The sequence below is a fragment of the Streptomyces sp. NPDC111606 genome, from assembly GCF_055656945.1.
The window spans coordinates 1-23,417 of record NZ_JBVKBY010000028.1 but is presented as its reverse complement, the minus strand read 5'-3'; the positions used below and the strand labels follow the sequence as shown (position 1 = coordinate 23,417).

The following is a 23,417-nucleotide window of genomic DNA, read 5'->3' as shown; positions in this document are numbered from 1 at the left end:
CTTCGAGGGCCGAACCTGGCGCGGCTGGCACCACCACGTCACCCTCGTCACCGCCGCCCAGGCATTCCTCACCCTCCGCAGGCTCGACCCAAAAGCCGAGACACCAGCACGAGTCTCTACCAGACCCTCGACGCACTCCAAGACTTGCTGAGGTGCTGGACCGGCACCTGCACCACCTGCGGCCGCCCCCTGCCCAGCCCTCGGAGCCGCCGCAGACATCCCACAACCTAACGAAGCACTACTAGGCCGTGTCCGCAAAGTCCCGTCGTGCGCCCGGAGGGCGGGACTTTGCGGACACGGCCTAGCCCAGGATCCCCCGCTGGTACGCCGTGGCCACCGCCGCCGCCCGGTCCTTGACGCCCAGCTTGGCGTACAGGTGGGTGAGGTGGGTCTTCACGGTCGCCTCGCTGATGAAGAGTTCGCGGGCGATCTCACGGTTGGACGTGCCCTTGGCGACCAGGGCCAGTACCTCGCGCTCGCGGGCGGACAGCGGTTCGTTGCCTGGGGCGCGGACCGCGGAGACGAGGCGGGAGGCGACGGCCGGGGAGAGGACGGTGCGGCCTTCGGCGGCGGCGCGTACGGCCGTGAACAGGTCGTCGCGCGGGGCGTCCTTGAGGAGGTAGCCCGTCGCGCCCGCCTCGATCGCCGGGAGGGTGTCGGTGTCCGTGTCGTACGTCGTCAGTACGAGGACCTTGGCGCGGGCGCCGCGCCGGGTCAGCTCGGCGATCGCGTCGACCCCGCCGCCGCCCGGCATGCGCAGGTCCATCAGGATCACGTCGGGGTCCAGGACGGCGGCCTTGTCGACCGCCTCCACCCCGTCGGTGGCCTCGCCGAGGACGCGGAAGCCGGGCGCGGACTCGAACATGCCGCGCAGGCCGTCCCGTACGACGGGATGGTCGTCGACGATCAGCAGGGAGATGGACGGCTCGTCACCACTCATGGCGCACCAACGGTACGCGAGCCGACACGGCCGTGCCGTGTCCCGGCTCGGACTCGACGGTGAGGGAACCGGCCATGCGTTCGGCGCGGGCACGCATGCCGGCGAGGCCGAAGCCGCCTGCGTGGCTGCGCTCGGGCAGGGCGAGCGGGTCGAAGCCCCGGCCGTCGTCGCGGATGTCGAGGATCACCTCGTCGCCGAGGAAGGACAGGGTGACGCCCACCCGGGTCGCGCGGGCGTGCCGGGAGGTGTTGGAGAGGGCCTCCTGGGCGATCCTCAGCAACGTCGCCGAGAGTTCGTCGTGGAGTTGTTCCGTGGTGCCGGTGACCGTGAACCCGGCGCGTACGCCGGTCCGTTCGGCCCATTCGGCGACCGTGCTCTTCAGGGCCTCGGGCAGTCCGTCGTTCTCCAGGGCGACGGGGGCGAGGTTGTGCACCGAGCGGCGGGCCTCGCCGAGGCTGTGGCGGGCGAGGGCGGACGCGCGGTCGAGGTGGGTGCGGGCGGTGGGCAGGTCGGGGGCGTTCGCGACGACCTGGAGCTGGGCGATGATGCCGGTCAGGCCCTGGGCGATGGTGTCGTGGATCTCGGCGGCCAGGCGCCGGCGCTCGTCGGCGACACCCGCCTCCCGTGCCTGGACGAGGAGTTGGGCGTGCAGGGCGGCGTTCTCGTCCAGTGCCTGCTGCAACGCCGTGTTGGTGCGCTCGAGTTCGGCGATGGTTTCGGCGCGGGCGCGGGAGCGTTCCTCCTGCTGCGAGGTGAGGTGGCCGACCACCGTCAGGATGACGTTGTTGACCACCACGAGCGCGCCGAACACCACCCACTGCACGGACTCCTTGAACGGCAGCCCCCCGGCCTGCGCGCCCGAGACGGCGATGGAGCAGGCGAACGGGCCGATCCACGGCAGGCGCCGCCCGCGCAACAGCTCGTCGGAGTCGAAGTAGCCGGTGACCGCGTAGAAGGCGAAGAACGGATTCAGCCAGGTGAGCGCGAAGCCGAGGGCCCAGCGCACGGTGTAGTACACGGCGCCGGCGGTGGACGGGCCGGGGCGGGTGCGGCTCGCCCGGACCCACCACAGCTGGAGTGCGAAACCCGCGGCGACCAGCCCCGCGACCGCGATCCGTTCCGCCGCGCCCGGCGTCAGCTCGGCGGTGGCGACCGACAGCAGCGTGGCGACCGCGAGCAGCCCGTAGGGCCCCTTGCTGCGAATCAGCTCCCAGCGCCGCTCGATGTCGGTGTCCACCGCGGTCATGCCACCAGTCTGCACGTGCGCCCCTACTCCCAGCGGAACCAGCGCGCGGCCGCCACCGACAGCACGACCGTCCAGGCGGCCATGACGCCGAGGTGGCCCCAGCCGGGCCAGTGCCCCGCCGTGGCCTCGTTGAGGGCCTGCGCGGCGGCGCCGAACGGCGTCAGTCCGACGACGTCGGCCATCACGTCGGGCATGGCCTGCACCGGCAGCCACACGCCCGCGCAGAACAGCATCGGGAAGAACACCGCCGTCCCGACGGCACCCGCGATCTTCACGGTCCGGGACAGCGCCGAGATCACCGACCCGAGGGCCAGCGCGGCGAGGACCGCCGACACGAGCGCGAGCAGATAGCCGTACGGCTGTCCGGGCAGTCGTACGTCGTAGGCGAGCCGTCCGACCGCGAGCGCCAGCAGCGCCGAGAGGACGGCGGCCAGGGCGTGGACCAGCATCTGCGCCGACAGCAGCGCCGACGGCCGGACCGGAGTGGTGGACATGCGGCGCAGGATGCCGTGCTCCCGGTAGCCGGTGATGCCCGCCGGCATCGACTGCACGCCGGCGACGATCATGCCGACCAGCACGGTCACGGGGACGTACGTGTCGACGATGCGCAGACCGTCGAGTCCGTCCTGGGGCTCGCGGAACGCGGGGACGGTGCCGAGGACGGCCAGCAGCGCGGGCGGGAAGACGAGGATCCAGAAGAGGCTGCCCGGTTCGCGGGCGAGCAGGCGGACCTCGGTGCGCAGTACGGCGGTGTTCATGGCGTGGTCTCCGTGAGGTCCGTCTCCGTCAGGTCCAGGAAGGCGTCGTCCAGCGTGGCGTCACTGACGCGCAGTTGATGGGCGGTGACGCGGTGGCGGGCGAGCAGGGTGATCACGGCGTTGACCGTCTCGTCGCTGCCGGCCAGGGTGATCCGGCCGTCCTTGTACGCGACGGAGGCCAGCGCGGGCAGGGCGCTCAGCTCCTGTTCGTCCAGCGGCGCGGACGGCGTGAAGGTGATCACCGTGGCGCCGGCGGAGCGGCGGATCAGCCCGGCCGGGGTGTCCAGGGCGGCGATCCTTCCCTTGTCGATCACGGCGATCCGGTCACAGAGCCGCTGCGCCTCCTCCATGAAGTGGGTGACCAGCAGGACGGTCACCCCGCCGGCCCGCACTTCCTCGATGAGCTGCCAGGTGTCCCGGCGGGCCCGTGGGTCGAGGCCGGTGGTCAGCTCGTCGAGGACCACGATCCGGGGGTTGCCGATGAGGGCGAGCGCGATGAACAGCCGCTGTTTCTGGCCGCCGGACAGCTTGCCGAACCGGGCGCCGAGCCGGTCGGTCAGGCCCAGACGCTCGGCGAGCGGGCGCCAGTCGGCGGGGTTCGGGTAGAACGCCGCGTACAGCTGGAGCGCCTCGCGCACGGTGAGTTTCTCCTGGAGGCGGCCCTCCTGGAGCTGGGCGCCGAGGACGTGCGTGACGCGGTCGTGGTCGGCGACGGGGTCGAGGCCGGTGACCCGGACGCGGCCCGCGTCGGGGACGCGCAGGCCCTCGATGCACTCGACGGTGGTGGTCTTGCCGGCGCCGTTCGGGCCGAGGATGCCGAAGATCTCGCCCTCGTCGACGGTGAAGGAGACGCCGTCGACGACGGTTCGGCCGCCGTAGGTCTTGCGCAGGTCGGTGACTTCGATGACGGACATGGCATCAGGGTCGCGGCGGGGCGGGGTGCGCCACATCCGCCGTCGCGCTCGAAGGGACATCGGCCGATCGGTTGATGCCGGCGTACGACCCCCACCGGCTCGCTCTGTACGACCCCTCGAACACGCAGGTCGTAGGACCAGCGGCGGATCGCGGACCGGCCAAAACTCGGTGGGCAGTGTCAGTGCCGATCCGTAGGCTCGCTGCTGATGGTGACGACACGTGCAACCACCGAGGACAGCCCTGACCGATCCGACCGTTCCGCCGTGCGGACGCTGTTGCGTCTGTGGCCTTACGTGCGGCCCGTGCGGGGGCGGTTGTTCACCGCGGCGTTCGTGGCGATCCTCGCGTCCTGTCTGTCGCTGGTCATTCCGCTCGTCCTGAAGTGGATGGTGGACGGGCCCGTCGCGGACCGGGATCCGGCCGGGGTCTGGCTCGGGGCGCTGTATCTGCTCCTGCTCGGGGTCGCGGAGGCGCTGCTGTTCGGGCTGCGGCGGTGGCTGGTGGCCCGACCGCTGGCCGGGGTCGAGGCGGGGATGCGCGCGGATCTGTACCGGCATCTGCAGCGGCTGCCGGTGGCCTTCCACGACCGGTGGGCGTCGGGCCAGCTGCTGTCGCGGGGCACGACCGACCTGATGCTGCTGCGGATGTTCCTCGCGTTTCCGCTGACGTTCCTGCTGGTCAACGCCGTGACCATCCTCGCCGGCGTGATCATCATGCTGCTCCAGGACTGGACGCTGGGGCTGGTGATCCTGATCCCTGCGGTACCCGTGATGGTCACCTGCGTGATCTTCGAGAAGCGGTACGCCACGGTGGCGCGCCGCGCGCAGGACCAGGTCGGTGATCTGACGACGGTCGTCGAGGAGAGCGTGCTCGGCATCCGGATCATCAAGGGGTTCGGCCGGCACCGCAGCCAGGCCCGCGCGTTCCGCGAACTGTCGCGGACCCTGCGTGGCACGGAACTGCGCAAGGCCCGGCTCCTCGCCACGATCTGGGGCGTCATCGTGACGCTGCCCGAGGTGGCCATCGGGGCGGCGCTGGTGCTGGGCACGATCCAGGTGGCGGACGGTCAGCTGTCGGCGGGCACGCTGGTGGCGTTCCTGTCGACGGCACTCGCGCTCCGCTGGCCCGTCGACTCGATCGGCTTCCTGCTGGCGATGAGCCAGGAGGCGGCGACGGCGACCGAGCGGTACTTCGAGGTGATGGACGCCGAGCAGGAGGAGCCGACCGCGGCCGGTGTCACTGCGCCGGCCGCCACCGCTACCGCTACCGGCTCAACGGGGCTCGAGGACAGGGGACTCCGGTTCCACGACGTCTCGTTCCGCTACCCCGACGCCCCCACGGACGCCCCACCCGTCCTCGCCGACATCGACCTCCACATCCGCCCGGGCGAGTCCATGGCCCTGGTCGGTGCGACGGGCAGCGGCAAGACCACCCTCACCGCCCTGGTCCCCCGCCTCCACGAGGTGACATCCGGCCACATCACCCTCGACGGCAAGGACATCGCCGAGTTGCCCAGGGACACACTGCGCGAACTCGTCGCCGTCGCCTTCGAGGAGCCCACCCTCTTCTCGGCCAGCGTCGCCCAGAACGTGCTGATGGGGACCTCGGCCGACGCGGGAGAACCCGAGTTGGAGCGGGCGCTCGCCGTCGCGCAGGCCGACTTCGCGCACGCCCTGCCGCACGGCACCGGCACCCAGGTCGGCGAGCAGGGCCTCAGCCTCTCCGGCGGCCAGCGACAGCGACTGGCGCTCGCGCGGGCGGTGGTCGGCAGGCCCCGCTTCCTGGTGCTGGACGACCCCTTGTCCGCCCTGGACGTGCACACCGAGGCCGCCGTCGAGGCCGCCCTGCGGGACGTGCTCGCGGAGACCACCGCCCTGATCGTCGCCCACCGCCCGTCCACCGTGCTCCTGGCGGACCGCGTCGCCCTGCTCTCCGGCGGCCGTATCGCCGCCGTCGGCACCCATCACGAACTGCTGCGCACGAACGCCGAGTACGCCCACCTCATGGCCGGGACCGAGGAGGCCCACCGATGACGGCGACGACCGCCACCGCACCGGGCAAGGAGGAGCCGGCCGAGGAGGGACCCGAATCCCCGCGGCCCGACGACCCCTTCGACCACGACGTCCTGCCCACTCCGCCGGGCGCCACCGCCACCCTGCTGCGCTCCCTGCTCGCCCCGATGAAGGCGCGGGTCGCCGTCACCACGCTGCTCCTGCTGCTCCAGCAGGCGGCGGTGCAGGCGGGCCCGCTGCTGGTGGCGTACGCGATCGACACGGCCGTACCGGCGTTCCGCCGCGACGATCTCGGCCCGCTGGTCGCGGTCGGGGCCGGCTATCTGCTGTGCGCGGTGGCGTCCGGCGTGCTGCAGTACGCGTTCATCCTGCTCTCCGCCCGCGTCAACCAGGACGTGCTGCTCGACCTGCGCGGCCGTATCTTCCGCCACGCCCAGGCCCTGAGCCTCGACTTCCATGAGCGCTACACGTCCGGGCGGCTCATCTCGCGCTCCACTACGGACGTGGAGTCCCTGCGCGAGCTGCTCGACGAGGGGCTGCAGGAGCTCGTCACCGTCATCCTCTCCTTCGTCTACATCTCGGCGCTGCTGCTCTGGCTCGACCTCGGCCTCGGTGCGGTCGCCGTGGCCTCCTTCGCGCCGCTGTACCTCCTCGTACGGAGCTACCGGCGGCGCGCCGCGCGCGTGTACACCGTGCGCTCCACCGCGATCGCCGCCGTGATCGTGAAGTTCGTCGAGACGATGAACGGCATCCGCCCGGTGCGCGCCTTCCGCCGCGAGGCCGTCAACGACGCCGACTTCCGGGTCCTCAACACCCGGCACGAGCGGACGAACGGCGACGCGCTGCTGGAGATGGCCCGTTATGTCGTCGGCTCCCGGCTCGTCGCCAACACGGCCGTCGCGGGGATCGTGCTGTGGGGTGCCTACCGGGTGGCGGGCGGCACGCTCGCCCTGGGTGTGCTGGCGGCGGCCGTGCTGTATCTGCGCCGGCTGTACGACCCGATCGACCGGCTCGGCATGTTCCTCAACTCGTACCAGTCGGCGGCGGCCTCCCTGGAGAAGATCGCCGGACTGCTCGCCCAGACCCCGTCCGTGCCCGAGCCGCAGGCGCCCCGGCAGCTGCCGGCCCTCGAGTCGGAGCACCCCGGCCGCGAGGTCGTCTTCGACGGCGTCCGGTTCGGCTACCGCACCGGCGGCGAAGTGCTGCCCCGCTTCGACCTCACGTTCCCGGCCGGCCAGACCGTCGCGGTCGTCGGCTCCACGGGCGCCGGCAAGTCGACACTGGCCAAGCTGCTCGCCCGCTTCTACGACCCCTCGGACGGCCGGGTCCTCCTCGACGGCGTCGACCTGCGCGAGCTCGCCGTGCCCGAGCTGCGGCGCGGGGTGGTGATGGTGACGCAGGAGGCGTTCCTGTTCTCCGGCACGGTCGCCGAGAACATCGCCATCGGCCGCCCCGACGCCACCCGCGAGGAGATCGAGCAGGCGGCGAAGGCCATCGGCGCACACGACTTCATCAGCGCGCTCCCGGACGGCTACGACACCGACGTACGCAAGCGGGGTGGCCGTATCTCCGCCGGTCAGCGCCAACTCGTGGCGTTTGCCCGGGCGTTGCTCGCCGACCCGGCCGTGCTGATCCTCGACGAGGCGACCAGCTCCCTCGACATCCCCGGCGAACGGGCCGTGCAGCGTGCGATGTCGACGGTGCTGCACGGGCGCACGGCGGTCGTCATCGCCCACCGGCTGTCCACGGTCGAGATCGCGGACCGCGTGCTGGTCATGGAGCACGGGCAGATCGTCGAGGACGGCACACCGGCCGAACTGATCGCGGGGACCGGCAGGTTCGCGGATCTGCATCGGGCGTGGCGGGACAGTCTGGCGTAGTCGGGCGGCACGAGGGACGACGAACGGGGCACGGGGAACGATGATCGACGCGTACGAGGATCCGGGGACACCCGACTGTCGTGGCGGCTGGCGCTATCTGTGGTGGCTCGTCATGCGCCAGCGCATGCGGTCGGCCATGGGGGCGCTGATCTCCAGCGTGTGGATGGTGCTGCTGGCGGCGACCCCGTACCTGATGTCCCGTGCCGTCGACGACGGGCTGGCCGCCGGTGATTACGGCGCGTTGGCGGGGTGGACGGGTGCGCTGTGCGCGGTGGGGGCGTTCAACGCCTGGCTGAGCATCATGCGGCACCGCACGATGACGCGGGTGCGGATGGACAGCAACTTCCGCACGGTCAAGGTGCTGATCGGCCACGCGGTACGACTGGGTGCCACGCTGCCACGCCGGATCGGGGCCGGGGAGGTCGTCACGATCGGCGTGGGCGACGTCCAGACCATCAGCCAGTCCCTGACCGTCGTGGGCCCGGGTGTCGGTGCTGTCGTCGCCTATCTGGCGGTCGCCGGTCTGCTGGTGTCGGTGTCGGTGCCGATCGCCGTCGTGGTGCTGCTCGGGATGCCGCTGGTCGGCGTGCTCGTCGGGCCGCTGCTGGGGCGGTTGCAGGGCACGGAGACGGAGTACCGGGAGCGGCAGGGTGTCCTGACCGCACGGATCGCCGATCTCGCGGGCGGCCTGCGCGTCCTCAACGGCCTCGGCGGCAAGGGCCTGGTCGCCGACGCCTTCCACCGCGACTCGCAGCGGCTGCGGGCCCAGGGCTACCGGGTCGGGGCGGTGACCAGCTGGGTGCAGGCGCTCGGCGTGGGGCTGCCCACGCTGTTCCTGGCGGTGGTGACCTGGCTGGCGGCGCGGCTGGCCGCCCAGGGCGGCATCACCGTGGGCGAGTTGGTGGCGGTGTACGGGTATGTCGCGGTGCTGGTGGGGCCGGTGGCGTTCGTCATCGAGTGCGGTTACCAGGTCAGCCGTGGCGTGGTGGCGGCGCGACGGGTCGTACGGTTCCTGCGGCTGGAGCCGATGGCGGACACCGGCACGCGGGGCGCGCCTGCGGAGCCGGCGGCACTGCACGACCCCGAGTCCGGGGTGCGGGTGCCACCGGGCCGGCTCACCGCACTGGCCGCCGCGCTGCCGGCCGACGCCACGGCCGTCGTCGACCGCCTCGGCCGCTACGTCCCGTCGGCGGCGACCTGGGGCGAAGTGCCCCTGAGCGAGATCGCGTTACCGCAGGTCCGGGAGCGCATCCTGGTTGCCGACCACGAGGCCGACCTGTTCGCGGGCACGCTGCGCCAGTTGGTGGCATCCGGGTCCGCGGACGGGGACGAGCGTGCGATCACGCGAGCGGTGCACACGGCGGTCGCCGAGGACATCGTCCGCGGCCTCCCCGACGGCCTCGACACCCCGATCGACGCCCACGGCCGCAACCTCTCCGGCGGTCAACGCCAGCGCGTCCGCCTGGTCCGCACACTGCTGGCGGACCCGGAGGTGCTGCTGGCGAGCGAGCCGACGTCGGCACTGGACGCCCACACCGAGGCGCGTGTCGCCGAACGCCTGCACGCGACGAGACGGGGCCGCACGACGCTGGTGACGACGACGTCCCCCTTGGTCCTGGCCCGGGCGGACACGGTCCACTACCTGGTCGACGGCAAGGTGGCGGCAACAGGCACCCACCGAGAACTGCTGGACGGGGAGCCGGGATACAGAGCATTGGTGGCCCGGGACGAAGACGCCGAGGAGCTCGCCAAGTGACGGAAGCCAAACGCCCCAAAGGGGCGCGGGGAACTGCGCGACAAGCCACGAAGCACCCGCACCCGGCAGACAACACCAAGTCCCGAGCCAGTAGCCGCACAGCCCTCCCCGTCGCCGAGCCCCAAGACGTCCGCCGAGCCACCGTCCGCCTGATCCGAGCCGACGCCAAGTCCTTCACCGCCGTACTCGCCCTGAACTCCCTCGCAGCGATCGCCGGCCTGGCCGGCCCCTGGCTGGTAGGCCGCATCATCGACGAGGTCCGCGCCGGGCACGGCGTAACGGCCGTCGACAAACTCGCCCTCACCATCCTGATAGCGGCTACAGCCCAGCTGTTGCTGGCCCGCTGGGCCCGCTACGTGGGCCACCGCTTCGGCGAACGCACCCTCGCCCGCGTCCGCGAGGAGTTCGTGAACCGCACGCTCGCGCTGCCCGCATCGGTCGTGGAGCGGGCCGGCAGCGGCGACCTGACGGCGCGCGGCACCGCAGACGTGGCAACCGTCGGCACCACCCTGCGCGACGCCGGGCCCGAGCTGCTCATCAACTCCGTACAGGTCCTGTTCCTGCTGGGCGCGGTGGTCGCGCTGGATCCCCTGCTCGGTGCCTGCGGTCTGCTCGGCCTGGGCGGCCTGTGGCCGGTGCTGCGCTGGTATCTGCGCCGCGCCCGCACCGGCTACCTCGCCGAGGGTGCGGCCACCTCGGACGTCGCGGAGATCCTCGCGGCGACCGCGTCCGGCGCCCGTACGGTGGAGGCGCTGCGCCTGGAGCGGCGGCGGGTGACGGCGAGCCGGGACGCGCTGGAGGAGTCCCGGCGGACCCGCCTGCACACCCTGTTCCTGCGCACGGTGTTCTTCCCGTCGGTCGAGATCGCCTATCTCGTCCCCGTGGCGACCGTCCTGCTCGTCGGCGGGGCACTGCATGCGCGGGGCACGATCAGCCTGGGCACGGTGGTCGCGGCGGCGCTCTATCTGCAGCAGATGGTCGGCCCGCTGGACGAGATCTTGATGCGGGTCGAGCAACTCCAGAGCGGCGGCGCCTCGTTCGCCCGCGTGGAGGGCCTGGCCCGCGCCCCCCAGGCCACCGACACCGACTCCCCCACTCCCACGGACGACCGCATCGACGTGACCGGCGTGCGCTACGCCTACGACCGCGGCGGCGAGGTCCTCAGCGATGTCGACCTGACCGTACGGCCGGGGGAACGGCTGGCGGTGGTCGGCCCGTCCGGTGCCGGCAAGACGACCCTGAGCCGGCTGCTCGCCGGTGTCGACGCGCCGACCGCCGGCTCGGTGACGGTCGGCGGCGTCCCGGTCGTCGCCCTCGGCCCGGAGCAGCTGCGCCGTCAGGTCGTCCTGGTCACCCAGGAGCACCACGTCTTCCTCGGCACGGTCCGCGACAACCTCCGTATCGCCGAGCCGTCCGCCACGGACGAGGAGGTGTGGGCCGCGCTCACGGCGGTCGGCGCCGACACGTGGGTACGGCGGCTGCCCGACGGCCTCGACACGGCGCTGGGCGACGGCGGTCACGGCACGGACGGCTCGCAGGCCCAGCAGCTGGCCCTTGCCCGCGTGGTGCTGGCCGACCCGCACACCCTGATCCTCGACGAGGCGACGGCCCTGCTCGACCCGACGACCGCCCGGCACACCGAGCGCGCCCTGGCCGCCGTCCTGCAGGGCCGTACCGTCATCGCCATCGCCCACCGCCTGCACACCGCGCACGACGCGGACCGCGTGGCCGTGATGGAGAACGGCCGCCTCACCGAGATCGGCACCCACGACGAGCTCGTCGGGGCGGACGGGGCGTACGCGGCGCTGTGGCGGTCCTGGCACGGGGAGCGGCCCGCCTCGCCCGGAACGGCGTAGGCCTGATCAGGCGATCTATGCTCGATGCCAGCACTGTCCGCTTCTCCTGGGGAAGTCCGTTGAACTTCTGGTCGCTCTACCAGCACGGCTTCGCGCGCGTGGCCGCGTGCACCGGTCACACCGTCATCGCCGACCCGCACGCCAACGCGGAAGCGGTTCTGCGGCAGGCGCGCCGGTGCGCGCAGGAGGGCGTCGCCGTCGCCGTCTTCCCCGAGCTGGGCCTGACCGGGTACTCGATCGAGGACCTGCTGCTCCAGGACACGGTGCTCGACGAGGTGGAGCAGGCGCTCCAGTCGATCGTGGCCGGGTCGTCGGACCTGCTTCCGGTGCTGGTCGTGGGCGCCCCGCTGCGCCACCGACACCGGATCTACAACTGCGCGGTGATCGTGCACCGCGGCCGGATCCTCGGCGTCGCACCCAAGTCGTACCCGCCGAACTACCGGGAGTTCTACGAGCAGCGGCAGATCGCGTCCGGCGACGACGAGCGCGGCGGGACGATCCGGGTCGGCGGCGCCGAGGTGCCGTTCGGCGTGGACCTGCTCTTCGAGGCGCAGGACGTCCCCGGTCTCGTGCTGCACGCGGAGATCTGCGAGGACATGTGGGTGCCGGTGCCGCCGAGCGCGGAGGCCGCGCTGGCCGGCGCGACCGTGCTGGCCAACCTCTCGGGCAGCCCGATCACGGTCGGGCGGGCGGAGGACCGGCGGCTGCTGTGCCGCTCGGCGTCCTCGCGCTGTCTCGCGGCGTACGTGTACTCGGCGGCCGGTCTGGGTGAGTCGACCACCGACCTGTCCTGGGACGGGCAGACCATGATCTACGAGAACGGCGCCCTGCTGGCGGAGACGGACCGGTTCTCGCTCGACGAGCAGTACGCGGTCGCCGACGTCGACCTCGACCTGCTGCGGCAGGAGCGGCAGCGGATGGGCACGTTCGACGACAACCGGCGCACGCACGCCGGGCGCACCGGTGACTTCCGGCGGGTGGACTTCCGGCTCGACCCGCCGACGGCGGACCTGGGCCTCAAGCGCCGGGTCGAGCGTTTCCCGTTCGTGCCCGCCGACGCCGAGCGCCTCGCCCTGGACTGCTACGAGGCGTACAACATCCAGGTGGCGGGCCTCCAGCAGCGGCTGGGCGCGATCGGCGGCCCGAAGGTGGTCATCGGGGTGTCCGGCGGGCTGGACTCCACGCACGCGCTGATCGTCGCCGCCCGGGCGATGGACCGTGCGGGCCGCCCGCGCAGCGACATCCTGGCGTTCACCCTGCCGGGCTTCGCGACCAGCGACCACACCAAGGGCAACGCCCACAAGCTGATGAACTCGCTCGGCGTCACCGCGGCCGAGCTGGACATCACGCCGACGGCGCGGCTGATGCTTCAGGAGATGGGCCACCCGTTCGCGTCCGGCGAGCCGGTGTACGACGTCACCTTCGAGAACGTGCAGGCCGGCCTGCGCACCGACTACCTGTTCCGGCTCGCCAACCAGCGCGGCGGCATCGTGCTCGGCACCGGTGACCTGTCGGAACTGGCGCTGGGCTGGTCCACGTACGGCGTGGGCGACCAGATGAGCCACTACAACGTCAACGGCGGGGTGCCGAAGACGCTGATCCAGCATCTGATCCGCTGGGTCATCACCAGCGGCCAGTTCGACGAGGAGACCGGCAAGACGCTGGCGGCGATCCTGGACACGGAGATCAGCCCGGAGCTGGTGCCGGGCGAGGAGATGCAGTCCACCGAGTCGAAGATCGGCCCGTACGCACTGCACGACTTCACGCTCTTCCAGGTGCTGCGGTACGGCTTCAGGCCGTCGAAGATCGCCTTCCTGGCCTGGCACGCCTGGCACGACCCGGACGCCGGCGCGTGGCCGCCGGGCTTCCCCGAGGCCAAGCGGGTGGCGTACGACCTGGCGGAGATCAGGCGCTGGCTGGAGGTCTTCTGCCGTCGCTTCTTCGCGTTCGCACAGTTCAAGCGCTCGGCGATGCCGAACGGACCGAAGGTCTCGGCCGGTGGTTCGCTGTCCCCGCGCGGCGACTGGCGGGCGCCGTCGGACGGCAACGCGGCTGCGTGGCTGCGCGATCTCGCGCGCTTCGACGATTGATGCGACTGCTCCGTTTATCGAACGTGAACTCCCGGACAACGAACGATTTCCGGCCAACTTTCTGACGCGGTCCTGACAGAAACCGCAACCACCTGCCACTCTTCCCACGGCCGCGACACAGCAACCCCACACCACCGTCACACTGCGGTGCCCGCGGCCGAGCTCCCGCACGCGCACGTCGTTCTGCGTACCACTTGCTCTGCCCGGACGGCCCACCCGCCGGCCGGTCTCCCCTGGCCGCGTGATCCGCGGCCGCGCAGAAGGAGTCAGTGTTGAGAGACAGTTCCTCCCACAGACGCACCTCCCACACGACGCGTCACACCACGCACCGCCGCGCCGCCGCCGTCGCTCTCGTCGGCGTCTCCGCCCTGATCGCGGCGGCCGTCCAGTCGGGCGCCGCCACCGCCGCCCCGGAGAAGGCACCGTCGGCCGCGGGCAAGGTCATACCGGGCGCCGAGTCGGTCAAGCTGTCCCCCGCCCAGCGCGCCGAGCTGATACGCGAGGCCAACGCCGGCAAGGCGGACACCGCGAAGGACCTGGGCCTCGGCGCCAAGGAGAAGCTGGTCGTCCGTGACGTCCTCAAGGACGGCAACGGCACGGTCCACACCCGCTACGAGCGGACGTACGACGGCCTGCCCGTCCTCGGCGGTGACCTCGTCGTCGAGACGGCGAAGTCGGGCGCGACCGAGGCCGTCGTCAAGGCGACCCGGGCCGCCATCAAGCCGGCCACCACCACCGCCGCCGTTCCCGCCGCAAAGGCGGAGAAGCAGGCGCTGGCCGCCGCGAAGGCGGAGAAGGCCAAGAGCCCGGACGTCAACAAGGCACCCCGCAAGGTGATCTGGGCCGCGAACGGCAAGCCGACCGTGGCGTACGAGACGGTCGTCGGCGGCTTCCAGCACGACGGCACCCCGCAGGAACTGCACGTCGTCACCGACGCCACCACCGGCGCGAAGCTGTACGAGTGGGAGGCCATCGAGACCGGCACCGGCAACACGGTCTACAGCGGCACGGTCACTCTCGGCACCACCCAGTCCGGGTCGACGTACAACCTCACGGACGGCGCGCGCGGCGGGCACAAGACGTACAACCTGAACCGCGGCACCTCCGGCACCGGCACCCTCTTCTCCGGCCCCGACGACGTCTGGGGCAACGGCAGCCCCTCCAACCTGGAGTCGGCCGGCGCGGACGCGCACTACGGTGCCGCTCTGACCTGGGACTACTACAAGAACGTGCACGGGCGCAGCGGCATCCGCGGCGACGGTGTGGGCGCGTACTCCCGGGTCCACTACGGCAACAACTACGTCAACGCGTTCTGGTCCGACAGCTGCTTCTGCATGACGTACGGCGACGGCTCGGGCAACGCCAACCCGCTGACGTCGATCGACGTGGCCGCGCACGAGATGACCCACGGGCTCACCTCGAACACGGCCGGCCTCATCTACAGCGGCGAGTCCGGCGGCCTGAACGAGGCCACCTCCGACATCTTCGGTTCGACCGTCGAGTTCTTCGCCAACAACTCCTCCGACGTGGGTGACTACCTCATCGGCGAGGAGATCAACATCAACGGCGACGGCACCCCGCTGCGCTACATGGACAAGCCGAGCAAGGACGGCGCGTCCAAGGACAGCTGGTACTCGGGCATCGGCTCGATCGACGTGCACTACTCGTCGGGCCCCGCCAACCACTTCTTCTACCTGCTGAGCGAGGGCAGCGGCACCAAGACCATCAACGGTGTCACGTACAACTCGGCCACGTCGGACGGCCTTCCGGTCACCGGCATCGGCCGGGACAAGGCGGAGAAGATCTGGTTCCGCGCGCTCACCACGAAGTTCACGTCCACGACCAACTACGCGGGCGCCCGCACCGGCACCCTCGCGGCCACCGGTGAGCTCTACGGCACCGACGGCGCCGAGTACAAGGCGGTCCAGGACGCGTGGGCGGGCATCAACGTCGGCTCCCGCCCCGGTGGTGGCGGCGGCACGTCCTTCGAGAGCGGAACCGACGTGGCGATCCCGGACCGGGGCGCGGCGGTCACCTCGCCGATCACCGTCTCCGGGCGGACCGGCAACGCCCCGTCCAACCTCCAGGTCGCCGTGGACATCGTCCACACCTACATCGGTGACCTCAAGGTGGATCTGGTCGCCCCCGACGGCACGGCGTACACGCTGAAGGGCTACGGCACCGGCGGCAGCGCGGACAACCTCAACGCCACGTACACCGTGAACGCGTCCTCCGAGGTCGCCAACGGCGTCTGGCAGTTGCGTGTCCAGGACAACGCGGCCATCGACACCGGTTACATCAACAGCTGGAAGCTCACCTTCCCGTAGGCCCGTTGACGGCCTGCCCAGGACAGGGCGTCGTCTCGGTGGGTTCAACTCCCGCCGGGACGGCGCCCGTTCACGTTTCTGAAACATTCACCCAACAGTCAAAACTTGGCCAACATCACCGTTCACTCCTGACATGTACGCGCCCCAGGTGTCACGCTTCCCCCACCCGCCGCACCAGCACCAATGCACCTCCCCCACAAAAGGAGCTCGTGTGACCCCCCTCTACGCGCGTCGCAAGCGCACCACCCTGGCCATCGCCACCACCGTGGCCGCCGGGGCCCTCCTCACCACCGCGCTGACCACCGGTGGTTCGGCCGCAGCGGCCCCCGCGGGGGCCGGCACCAAGGCCGCTCCGCTCGCCGTACCGGTCGCGCTCGCCCCCGCGGCCCGCACCACCCTCATCAAGGACCAGCAGGCCGAGGCGGCCGACACCGCCGACGAAATAGGCCTCGGCGCCCAGGAGAAGCTGGTCGTCAAGGACGTCGTCAAGGACGCCGACGGCTCGGTCCACACCCGCTACGAGCGCACCTACGCGGGCCTGCCGGTCCTCGGCGGCGACCTGGTCGTCCACGAGTCGGCGTCCGGCGCGAGAAAGGGCGTGACCAAGGCGACGAAGGCCACCATCAAGGTCGCCTCGCTCAAGCCGGCGGTCACCGCGGACAAGGCCGAGAGTCAGGCCGTGAAGCTGGCCGAGGCGGCCGGCTCGGAGAAGACCGCGGCCGACCAGGCGCCCCGGAAGGTGATCTGGGCCGCGAACGGCAAGCCGACCCTCGCCTACGAGACGGTCGTCGGCGGCCTCCAGGACGACGGCACCCCGAACGAGCTGCACGTCATCACCGACGCCGCCACCGGCAAGAAGCTGTTCGAGTACCAGGGCATCGAGACCGGCAGCGGCAAGAGCCTGTACTCGGGCACGGTCACGCTCGGCACGACCAAGTCGGGCTCGACGTACCAGCTCTACGACACCACGCGCGGCGGCCACAAGACGTACAACAAGGCCCGCAGCACCAGTTCCTCCGCCGGAACGCTGTTCACCGACGCGGACGACACGTGGGGCACCGGCACGGCGTCCAGCTCCTCCACCGACCAGACCGCCGCCGTCGACGCGGCCTACGGCGCACAGGAGACCTGGGACTTCTACAAGGAGACCTTCGGCCGCAGCGGCATCAAGAACGACGGCAAGGCCGCCTACTCGCGCGTCCACTACGGCAACGCGTACGTCAACGCGTTCTGGGACGACAGCTGCTTCTGCATGACGTACGGCGACGGCGAGGGCAACACCAACCCGCTGACGTCGATCGACGTGGCCGCGCACGAGATGACCCACGGCGTCACCTCCAACACGGCGGGCCTGAACTACAGCGGCGAGTCGGGCGGTCTGAACGAGGCCACCTCCGACATCTTCGGCACGGCGGTGGAGTTCTTCGCCAACAACTCCGCCGACGTCGGTGACTACCTCATCGGCGAGGAGATCGACATCAACGGCGACGGCACCCCGCTGCGCTACATGGACAAGCCGAGCAAGGACGGCGCGTCCAAGGACAGCTGGTCGTCCTCGCTGGGCGGCCTGGACGTGCACTACTCCTCGGGCCCCGCGAACCACTTCTTCTACCTCCTGTCGGAGGGCAGCGGCGCGAAGACGATCAACGGGGTGCGCTACAACTCCCCGACGTCCAACGGCTCGACGGTCACGGGCATCGGCCGCGCCAAGGCCGCCGCGATCTGGTACAAGGCCCTGACCGAGTACATGACGTCGACGACGAACTACAAGGCCGCCCGCACGGCGACCCTGAGCGCGGCGTCCGCCCTGTACGGCTCCACCAGCACGGAGTACAAGACCGTGGCGGCCGCCTGGTCGGCCATCAACGTCAGCTGACGCACATGTAGTTGCGGGGCGGCACCCGGGAGAAAGGCATCCCCGGGTGCCGCCCTACGCTTGGGCCCATGTCCTTCACGTACGACGACGTCGGCGCGACCCGGGAGAACGGCTTCTGCCCGCCCGGCTTCCACCCCCTGCACGTGCGCACCCGCATAGGCGAGGGCGAGGAGGTCTTCCGCAGAGCCTCCGAAGCGGTCATGACCTGGGAGATGCACCGCTCGATGGGCGTCGGCATAGAAGCGTCGGCCGACCGCGCCGCCCCCGAGGTCGACGTGACGGTCACCCTGGCCGGGCTGATCAAGGCCCCGTGCCGGGTGGTCTGGACGGCGGAGGAGTACCGCCGGGTCGGCTGGGCCTACGGCACGCTTTCCGGTCATCCCGAATGCGGCGAGGAGGCCTTCCTCGTGGACCGCACCGGGGACGGGACGGTGTGGCTGACCGTGCAGGCCTTCAGCCGCGCGGCCAAGTGGTACGCACGGGCGGGGGGACCTGCGACGCGAGGGTTGCAGCACGCGTACGCGCGACGGTGCGGCAATGTGCTGCGGCAGCTGTGCGAGGCCGAGGGGGACTGAGGGACACCGCAGCCCCCCTCGACGACGTCACCGCAGCAGGACGCCCGCCCCTTCGCCCACATCCTCGGAAGGCACCGCCACCAACCCCAGCTCCGCACTCGACGCCAGCAGCCGGTGCGCCGGCAGGATCCGGACGGTGTAGCCGTACGGCCCCGTCCGGTCCAGGGACAGCGGGCCTTCGTACACCCAGCGGCCGTCCGGGTCCGGGCTCCCCGTCGGCTTCAGCGGGACCGTCGAGGCGTCCGCGATGCGGTCCTGCGAGTCGACGCGGCCCGAGACGGCCTGGACCTCGACGTCCTCCGGCCCGAGGTCGCCGAGGCCGACGCGGACCCGGAGGCTGAGCGTCGAGCCGAGTTCCGCGGTGGGGGTGGCCGCCGACGTCTCCACGTGGTCGACCGTGACGCCGTGCCAGGCCGCACGCACCCGCGCCTTCCAGCCCGCGAGCTCACGCGCCGCGTCCGGCGTCATCGCACGGTGGGCGTGCGCGGCCGGGGTGTAGAGGCGCTCCACGTACTCGCGGACCATCCTGCCCGCCAGGACCTTGGGGCCGAGCAGGGTCAGGGTCTGGCGGACCATCTCGATCCAGCGGTCCGGCAGGCCTCCCTGGCCCTGCTCGTAGAAGCGCGGGGTCACCCGCTGCTCCAGCAGGTCGTACAGCGCCGCCGCCTCTATGTCGTCCCGCTGGTCCGGGTCCGTGCCGGTGCCGTCCGCCGTGGGGACGGCCCAGCCGAAGTCGGGCTGGAACCACTCGTCCCACCAGCCGTCCAGGACGGAGAGGTTGAGGCAGCCGTTCAGTGCGGCCTTCATGCCGGAGGTGCCGCAGGCCTCCAGGGGGCGCAGCGGGTTGTTGAGCCAGATGTCGCAGCCCGGGTAGAGCTTCTGGGCCATCGCCATGCCGTAGTCGGGGAGGAAGACGATCCGATGCCTGACCCGCGGGTCGTCGGCGAACCTCACCAGCTCCTGGACCAGGCGCTTGCCGCCGTCGTCCGCCGGGTGCGCCTTGCCCGCCACCACGATCTGGATGGGCCGCTCCGGGTGCAGCAGCAGGTCCATCAGCCGGTCGCGGTCCCTCAGCATCAGCGTCAGCCGCTTGTACGACGGGACCCGCCGCGCGAATCCGATCGTCAGGACGTCGGGGTCGAGGACGCCGTCGATCCAGCCCAGCTCGGCCGTCCCGGCGCCGCGTTGCCGCCAGGAGGTGCGCAGGCGGTCCCGTACCTCCGTCACCAGCTGCTCGCGCAGGTTGCGGCGCAGCTCCCAGACCTCCTGGTCGGGGATCTCCGCGACCGCGTCCCAGCGGTCCGAGCCGCCGACGGTCATGGCGTCCTCGGTGCGCTGCGCGCCGATCTGGCGGGCGCCGAGGCGGAAGACCTCGGGGGCGACCCAGGTCGGGGCGTGGACGCCGTTGGTCACGGAGGTGATCGGCACCTCGTCGGGGTCGAACCCCGGCCACAGGCCCGAGAACATCTCCCGGCTGACGTTGCCGTGGAGCAGCGAGACGCCGTTCGCGCGCTGGCCCAGGCGCAGGCCCATCACAGCCATGTTGAACAGATTGGGCTCGCCGCCCGGGTAGGTCTCCATGCCGAGCTGGAGGATCCGCCCGACCTCGATGCCCGGGAGCTCGGCGTCGGGGCCGAAGTGGTGGGCGACCAGCTCACGGTCGAAGCGGTCGATGCCGGCCGGGACGGGCGTGTGGGTGGTGAAGACCGTGCCGGCGCGCACGGCTTCCAGCGCCGGATCGAAGTCCATGCCCGCGGCACAGAGTTCGGCGATGCGTTCCAGGCCGAGGAAGCCGGCGTGCCCCTCGTTGGTGTGGAAGACCTCGGGTTCGGGGTGGCCGGTCAGGCGGCAGTACGTCCGGACCGCCCGCACTCCTCCTATGCCCAGCAGCATCTCCTGCAGCAACCGGTGCTCGCTGCCGCCGCCGTAGAGCCGGTCGGTCACGCCGCGTTCGCCGAGGTCGTTCTCCTCGACGTCCGAGTCGAGCATCAGCAGCGGGACGCGGCCGACCTGGGCGAGCCAGACGCGGGCGTGCAGCTGCCTGCCGCCGGGCAGGGTGATGGAGACCTGGGCGGGGGTGCCGTCGGGTTCCTTCAGGAGCGCGACCGGCAGCTCGTTGGGGTCCAGGACCGGGTAGTGCTCCTGCTGCCAGCCGTCGCGGGAGAGGGTCTGCCGGAAGTAGCCGTGCCGGTACAGCAGGCCGACCCCGATGAGGGGTACGCCGAGGTCGCTGGCCGCCTTGAGGTGGTCGCCGGCCAGGATGCCGAGGCCGCCGGAGTACTGGGGCAGGGCGGCCGTGATGCCGAACTCGGGTGAGAAGTAGGCGACGGCGGTGGGCAGTTCGGCGGACTGCTCCTGGTACCAGCGCTCACCCGTGACGTAGTCGTTCAGGTCACCGGCGACCGCGGCCAGCCGGGCCAGGAAGCGGCGGTCCTCGGTCAGCTCCGCGAGCCGCCCGGGGGACACGCTGCCCAGCAGCCGTACGGGGTCGTTGCCCGAGGCCGCCCAGCACTCGGGGTCGACGGACTGGAAGAGATCGCGGGTCTCCGCATGCCAGGACCAGCGCAGGTTGCGCGCCAGATCACTCAGGGGCCGGAGGGGTTCGGGGAGCACTGGACGGACGGTGAATCGACGGATCGCCTTCACATTCCACCTCGGGCAGCGCGTGGCAGGGGACACACGGCGGTGTGGGTCCCGTCATCGCCACCGACAGTATCGGTATGCGGGGGTTCGCAACCACCGTGCGTTTTGTGAGTGTCAAGCGCGAGGACCAGAGCACGTCCGTCCGGAAAACGCCGCAACCTTTCGCGGATCCCCCATGCCCGGTATGGCCGATTCCGCCCCCGTGGGCCTCCTTGTGGCGACTTCTCACACCACGAGAGGCTGACTGGTGGCGCACCGGCCCGAGCGGGGTGCACCCCGTGTTCCAGGGCCTTATTGCGCCGAGTTGAGGAGGGGAACTCACACCATGGCACGGACGCGCACACGGCGTCTGCGCCGGGCCGGTGGTCTGACCGCGGTGACCTGTGTCGTCGCACTTTCGGCCACCACCATGCCCGCGCACGCCGCACCGGAGGGACAGATACTCGGCGCCGGGGACCCCGGCTCCGTCAGCGGCAGTTACCTGGTGACGCTCAAGGGGGGAACGAAAGCACCGTCGGCGGCCGGAAAGAGCCTTGCCGAGAAGTACGGGGCGAAAATAAGCCATACCTACGGCACGGTCCTCAACGGCTACGCCGTCCGGGCCGACGAGAGACAGGCCAGGCGGCTCGCGGCGGACTCCCGGGTCGCGTCGGTCGTCCAGGACACCCGGGTGACCCTGGACCACACGCAGAAGAACCCGCCGTCCTGGGGACTGGACCGCATAGACCGGCGGAACCTGCCGCTGGACAGGAGCTACACCTGGCCGGAGTCGGCGGGCGGCGGAGTGACGGTGTACGTGATCGACACCGGCATCCGCGTCTCGCACAAGGACTTCGGCGGCCGCGCGAGCTACGGGTGGGACTTCGTCGGCGACGACAGGACCGCGAGCGACGGCAACGGCCACGGCACCCACGTCGCCGGCACCATCGCGGGCAAGCAGTACGGCGTCGCCAAGAACGCCAAGGTCGTCGCCGTGCGGGTCCTCGACAACGCCGGCGGCGGCAGCACGGCCGACGTCATCGCCGGTATCGACTGGGTGACCAGGCACGCCAGGAAGCCGGCCGTCGCCAACGTCAGCCTCGGCGGCTACCGCAACAAGCAACTGGACGCCGCCGTACGCAACTCCATCGCGTCCGGCGTCACCTACACGGTCGCGGCCGGCAACGACGGACTGCCGGCCGGCCTGTACTCCCCCGCGGCCGTGCGGGAGGCCATCACCGTGGGCGCCACCGACAGAAAGGACGCGCGGGCGGGCTTCTCCAACTTCGGTTCGGCTCTGGACGTATTCGCGCCGGGCGTCTCCATCACCTCCGCGTCAAACGCAAATGACACCGGCAAGGCGACCTACTCCGGTACGTCGATGGCGGCGCCGCACACGGCGGGTGTGGCCGCGCTCTATCTGGCCGACCATCCCAAGGCGAAACCCGCACAGGTGTCCAAGGCGCTGGTGGCGCAGGCCGCCACCGGCAAGGTCTCCGGGCGGGGGCTCGGTTCGCCGAACAAACTCCTGCAGGTACCGGGCTCATAGCGGCCTCTTCACGCCGAATTACCGGCACCGGCCCCGTTCTTGAGGAACGGGGCCGGTCTTGTGTGTAGACATACGCGTGAGTAGTTAACAAAGTGCCGGATTGCGTACCCGAATAGGGTGGGAAGGCTCCAGCGGTAACCCCACCCGTGCGCCCCCGGGCGCGCGCCGGAACGAACCACGCAGGACCCACCTCCCCACAGCCATCCGCCCACCCAAGATGACGCGGACAGGAGCGGTCATGCCCGCCATGCACCACCAGTCGTCCTCACCCCCGACGTCGCGCACCGAAGCACCCCCAGCCCCCCGCACCGTCACCGCCGACCCCGGACCGCCGGCTCCGGAGCGATCCTCCGCGAACGACGCGGCGCGTGGTGTCGGGCGCATACCCGTTCTCGACGTCCGCCCGGTCGTCCAGCATGGGCGCAGGCCCGCGAAGGCCGTCACCGGCGAGACCTTCGAGATCTCGGCGACCGTGTTCCGCGAGGGACATGACGCCGTCGCCGCCAATGCCGTACTGACCGACCCGGACGGCCGGCCCGGCCCCTGGACGCCGATGCGCGAACTCGCCCCGGGCACCGACCGCTGGGGCGCCACCGTCACCGCCGGCGAGCCGGGCCACTGGACCTACCGGGTCGAGGCCTGGGGCGATCCGGTGGCCACCTGGCGGCACCACGCCCAGATCAAGATCCCAGCCGGGATGGACACGGAACTGGTTCTGGAGGAGGGCGCGCGGCTGTACGAACGTGCGGCCGCCGAGATCCACGAGAGCGAGGGGCGGTCGGTGATCCTCGCGGTCGTCGAGGCGCTGCGGGACGAGAACCGCCCGGCCGCCTGGCGGCTGGCGGCCGCGTTGACGCCCGAGGTGAACGGGGTGTTGGGGCGGTATCCGCTGCGGGACCTGGTAACCGCTTCGGACCCGTTGCCGTTGCTGGTGGAGCGGGAGCGGGCCCTGTTCGGTTCCTGGTACGAGTTCTTCCCCCGCTCCGAGGGCACCCCCGAGCAGCCCCACGGCACC

At 71.4% G+C, this 23,417-nt stretch carries 15 protein-coding genes and 1 pseudogene; 11 read left to right on the top strand and 5 right to left on the bottom strand.

Annotation, left to right across the window (positions count from 1 at the left end):
* A pseudogene (locus ACZ7M7_RS44480) lies at window positions 1-151 on the top strand (IS701 family transposase); the annotation flags it as partial.
* A 150-nt stretch (window positions 152-301) separates the two neighbouring features.
* Here the strand turns inward: ACZ7M7_RS44480 and ACZ7M7_RS44475 are convergent.
* From ACZ7M7_RS44475 to ACZ7M7_RS44460, 4 genes are read right to left on the bottom strand one after another with little or no spacing between them, the layout of a single operon-like run.
* A complete protein-coding gene (locus tag ACZ7M7_RS44475; protein WP_472127507.1) occupies window positions 302-940 on the bottom strand; it encodes a response regulator in 639 nt (212 codons plus the stop codon).
* The gene (locus ACZ7M7_RS44470) at window positions 930-2,186 is read right to left on the bottom strand and encodes a sensor histidine kinase (protein ID WP_472127505.1); all 1,257 of its coding nucleotides are present in this window, start codon (window positions 2,184-2,186) and stop codon (window positions 930-932) included. The genes ACZ7M7_RS44475 and ACZ7M7_RS44470 overlap by 11 nt, the downstream gene beginning before the upstream one ends.
* A gap of 23 nt (window positions 2,187-2,209) precedes the next feature.
* Window positions 2,210-2,944, bottom strand: coding sequence for an ABC transporter permease (locus ACZ7M7_RS44465; RefSeq protein WP_472127503.1), 735 nt, complete (start codon window positions 2,942-2,944; stop codon window positions 2,210-2,212).
* Complete coding sequence (locus ACZ7M7_RS44460; protein WP_472127501.1) at window positions 2,941-3,858, bottom strand: ABC transporter ATP-binding protein; 918 nt, start codon at window positions 3,856-3,858, stop codon at window positions 2,941-2,943. Before ACZ7M7_RS44460 ends, ACZ7M7_RS44465 begins: the two co-directional genes overlap by 4 nt.
* Window positions 3,859-4,065: 207 nt before the next feature.
* Between ACZ7M7_RS44460 and ACZ7M7_RS44455 the strand changes: the two genes are divergently transcribed.
* The 8 genes from ACZ7M7_RS44455 to ACZ7M7_RS44420 all read left to right on the top strand — a co-directional run bounded on the left by ACZ7M7_RS44455 (window position 4,066) and on the right by ACZ7M7_RS44420 (window position 18,231).
* Window positions 4,066-5,892, top strand: a complete 1,827-nt coding sequence (locus tag ACZ7M7_RS44455) for an ABC transporter ATP-binding protein (RefSeq protein ID WP_472127499.1) — start codon at window positions 4,066-4,068, stop codon at window positions 5,890-5,892.
* Complete coding sequence (locus ACZ7M7_RS44450; protein ID WP_472127497.1) at window positions 5,889-7,751, top strand: ABC transporter ATP-binding protein; 1,863 nt, start codon at window positions 5,889-5,891, stop codon at window positions 7,749-7,751. The genes ACZ7M7_RS44455 and ACZ7M7_RS44450 overlap by 4 nt, the downstream gene beginning before the upstream one ends.
* Window positions 7,752-7,791: 40 nt before the next feature.
* Complete coding sequence (locus tag ACZ7M7_RS44445) at window positions 7,792-9,507, top strand: ABC transporter transmembrane domain-containing protein (protein WP_472127495.1); 1,716 nt, start codon at window positions 7,792-7,794, stop codon at window positions 9,505-9,507.
* 149 nt (window positions 9,508-9,656) lie between these two features.
* On the top strand, window positions 9,657-11,363 hold the full coding sequence (locus tag ACZ7M7_RS44440) for an ABC transporter ATP-binding protein (protein ID WP_472127509.1): 1,707 nt from the start codon (window positions 9,657-9,659) through the stop codon (window positions 11,361-11,363).
* A gap of 59 nt (window positions 11,364-11,422) precedes the next feature.
* Complete coding sequence (locus ACZ7M7_RS44435; protein WP_472127493.1) at window positions 11,423-13,453, top strand: NAD(+) synthase; 2,031 nt, start codon at window positions 11,423-11,425, stop codon at window positions 13,451-13,453.
* A 272-nt stretch (window positions 13,454-13,725) separates the two neighbouring features.
* Window positions 13,726-15,780 carry a M4 family metallopeptidase gene (locus ACZ7M7_RS44430; RefSeq protein ID WP_472127491.1) on the top strand — a complete coding sequence of 685 codons (2,055 nt, stop codon included), beginning with the start codon at window positions 13,726-13,728 and terminating at the stop codon, window positions 15,778-15,780.
* A 211-nt stretch (window positions 15,781-15,991) separates the two neighbouring features.
* Window positions 15,992-17,656, top strand: coding sequence for a M4 family metallopeptidase (locus ACZ7M7_RS44425; RefSeq protein WP_472127489.1), 1,665 nt, complete (start codon window positions 15,992-15,994; stop codon window positions 17,654-17,656).
* A gap of 68 nt (window positions 17,657-17,724) precedes the next feature.
* Window positions 17,725-18,231: a DUF1990 family protein gene (locus ACZ7M7_RS44420; protein ID WP_383607554.1), complete on the top strand. Its 507-nt coding sequence runs from the start codon at window positions 17,725-17,727 to the stop codon at window positions 18,229-18,231.
* A gap of 27 nt (window positions 18,232-18,258) precedes the next feature.
* Here ACZ7M7_RS44420 and ACZ7M7_RS44415 read toward each other — a convergent pair whose 3' ends face one another.
* The gene (locus ACZ7M7_RS44415) at window positions 18,259-20,877 is read right to left on the bottom strand and encodes a glycosyltransferase family 1 protein (protein WP_383607555.1); all 2,619 of its coding nucleotides are present in this window, start codon (window positions 20,875-20,877) and stop codon (window positions 18,259-18,261) included.
* 322 nt (window positions 20,878-21,199) lie between these two features.
* Here ACZ7M7_RS44415 and ACZ7M7_RS44410 point away from each other — a divergent pair, with 322 nt between their 5' ends.
* Both ACZ7M7_RS44410 and ACZ7M7_RS44405 read left to right on the top strand, forming a co-directional pair.
* Window positions 21,200-22,402, top strand: a complete 1,203-nt coding sequence (locus tag ACZ7M7_RS44410; RefSeq protein ID WP_472127488.1) for a S8 family peptidase — start codon at window positions 21,200-21,202, stop codon at window positions 22,400-22,402.
* Between the two features lie 238 nt (window positions 22,403-22,640).
* The coding region (locus ACZ7M7_RS44405) for a maltotransferase domain-containing protein (RefSeq protein WP_472127486.1) at window positions 22,641-23,417 on the top strand (777 nt) is incomplete at its 3' end.

What these genes read in the sequence shown, in the direction of transcription:
- ACZ7M7_RS44475 (WP_472127507.1), bottom strand. Translation starts at nt 940, where the DNA reads ATGAGTGGTGACGAGCCGTCCATCTCCCTGCTGATCGTCGACGACCAT.
- ACZ7M7_RS44470 (WP_472127505.1), bottom strand. Translation starts at nt 2,186, where the DNA reads ATGACCGCGGTGGACACCGACATCGAGCGGCGCTGGGAGCTGATTCGC.
- ACZ7M7_RS44465 (WP_472127503.1), bottom strand. Translation starts at nt 2,944, where the DNA reads ATGAACACCGCCGTACTGCGCACCGAGGTCCGCCTGCTCGCCCGCGAA.
- ACZ7M7_RS44460 (WP_472127501.1), bottom strand. Translation starts at nt 3,858, where the DNA reads ATGTCCGTCATCGAAGTCACCGACCTGCGCAAGACCTACGGCGGCCGA.
- ACZ7M7_RS44455 (WP_472127499.1), top strand. Translation starts at nt 4,066, where the DNA reads ATGGTGACGACACGTGCAACCACCGAGGACAGCCCTGACCGATCCGAC.
- ACZ7M7_RS44450 (WP_472127497.1), top strand. Translation starts at nt 5,889, where the DNA reads ATGACGGCGACGACCGCCACCGCACCGGGCAAGGAGGAGCCGGCCGAG.
- ACZ7M7_RS44445 (WP_472127495.1), top strand. Translation starts at nt 7,792, where the DNA reads ATGATCGACGCGTACGAGGATCCGGGGACACCCGACTGTCGTGGCGGC.
- ACZ7M7_RS44420 (WP_383607554.1), top strand. Translation starts at nt 17,725, where the DNA reads ATGTCCTTCACGTACGACGACGTCGGCGCGACCCGGGAGAACGGCTTC.
- ACZ7M7_RS44410 (WP_472127488.1), top strand. Translation starts at nt 21,200, where the DNA reads ATGGCACGGACGCGCACACGGCGTCTGCGCCGGGCCGGTGGTCTGACC.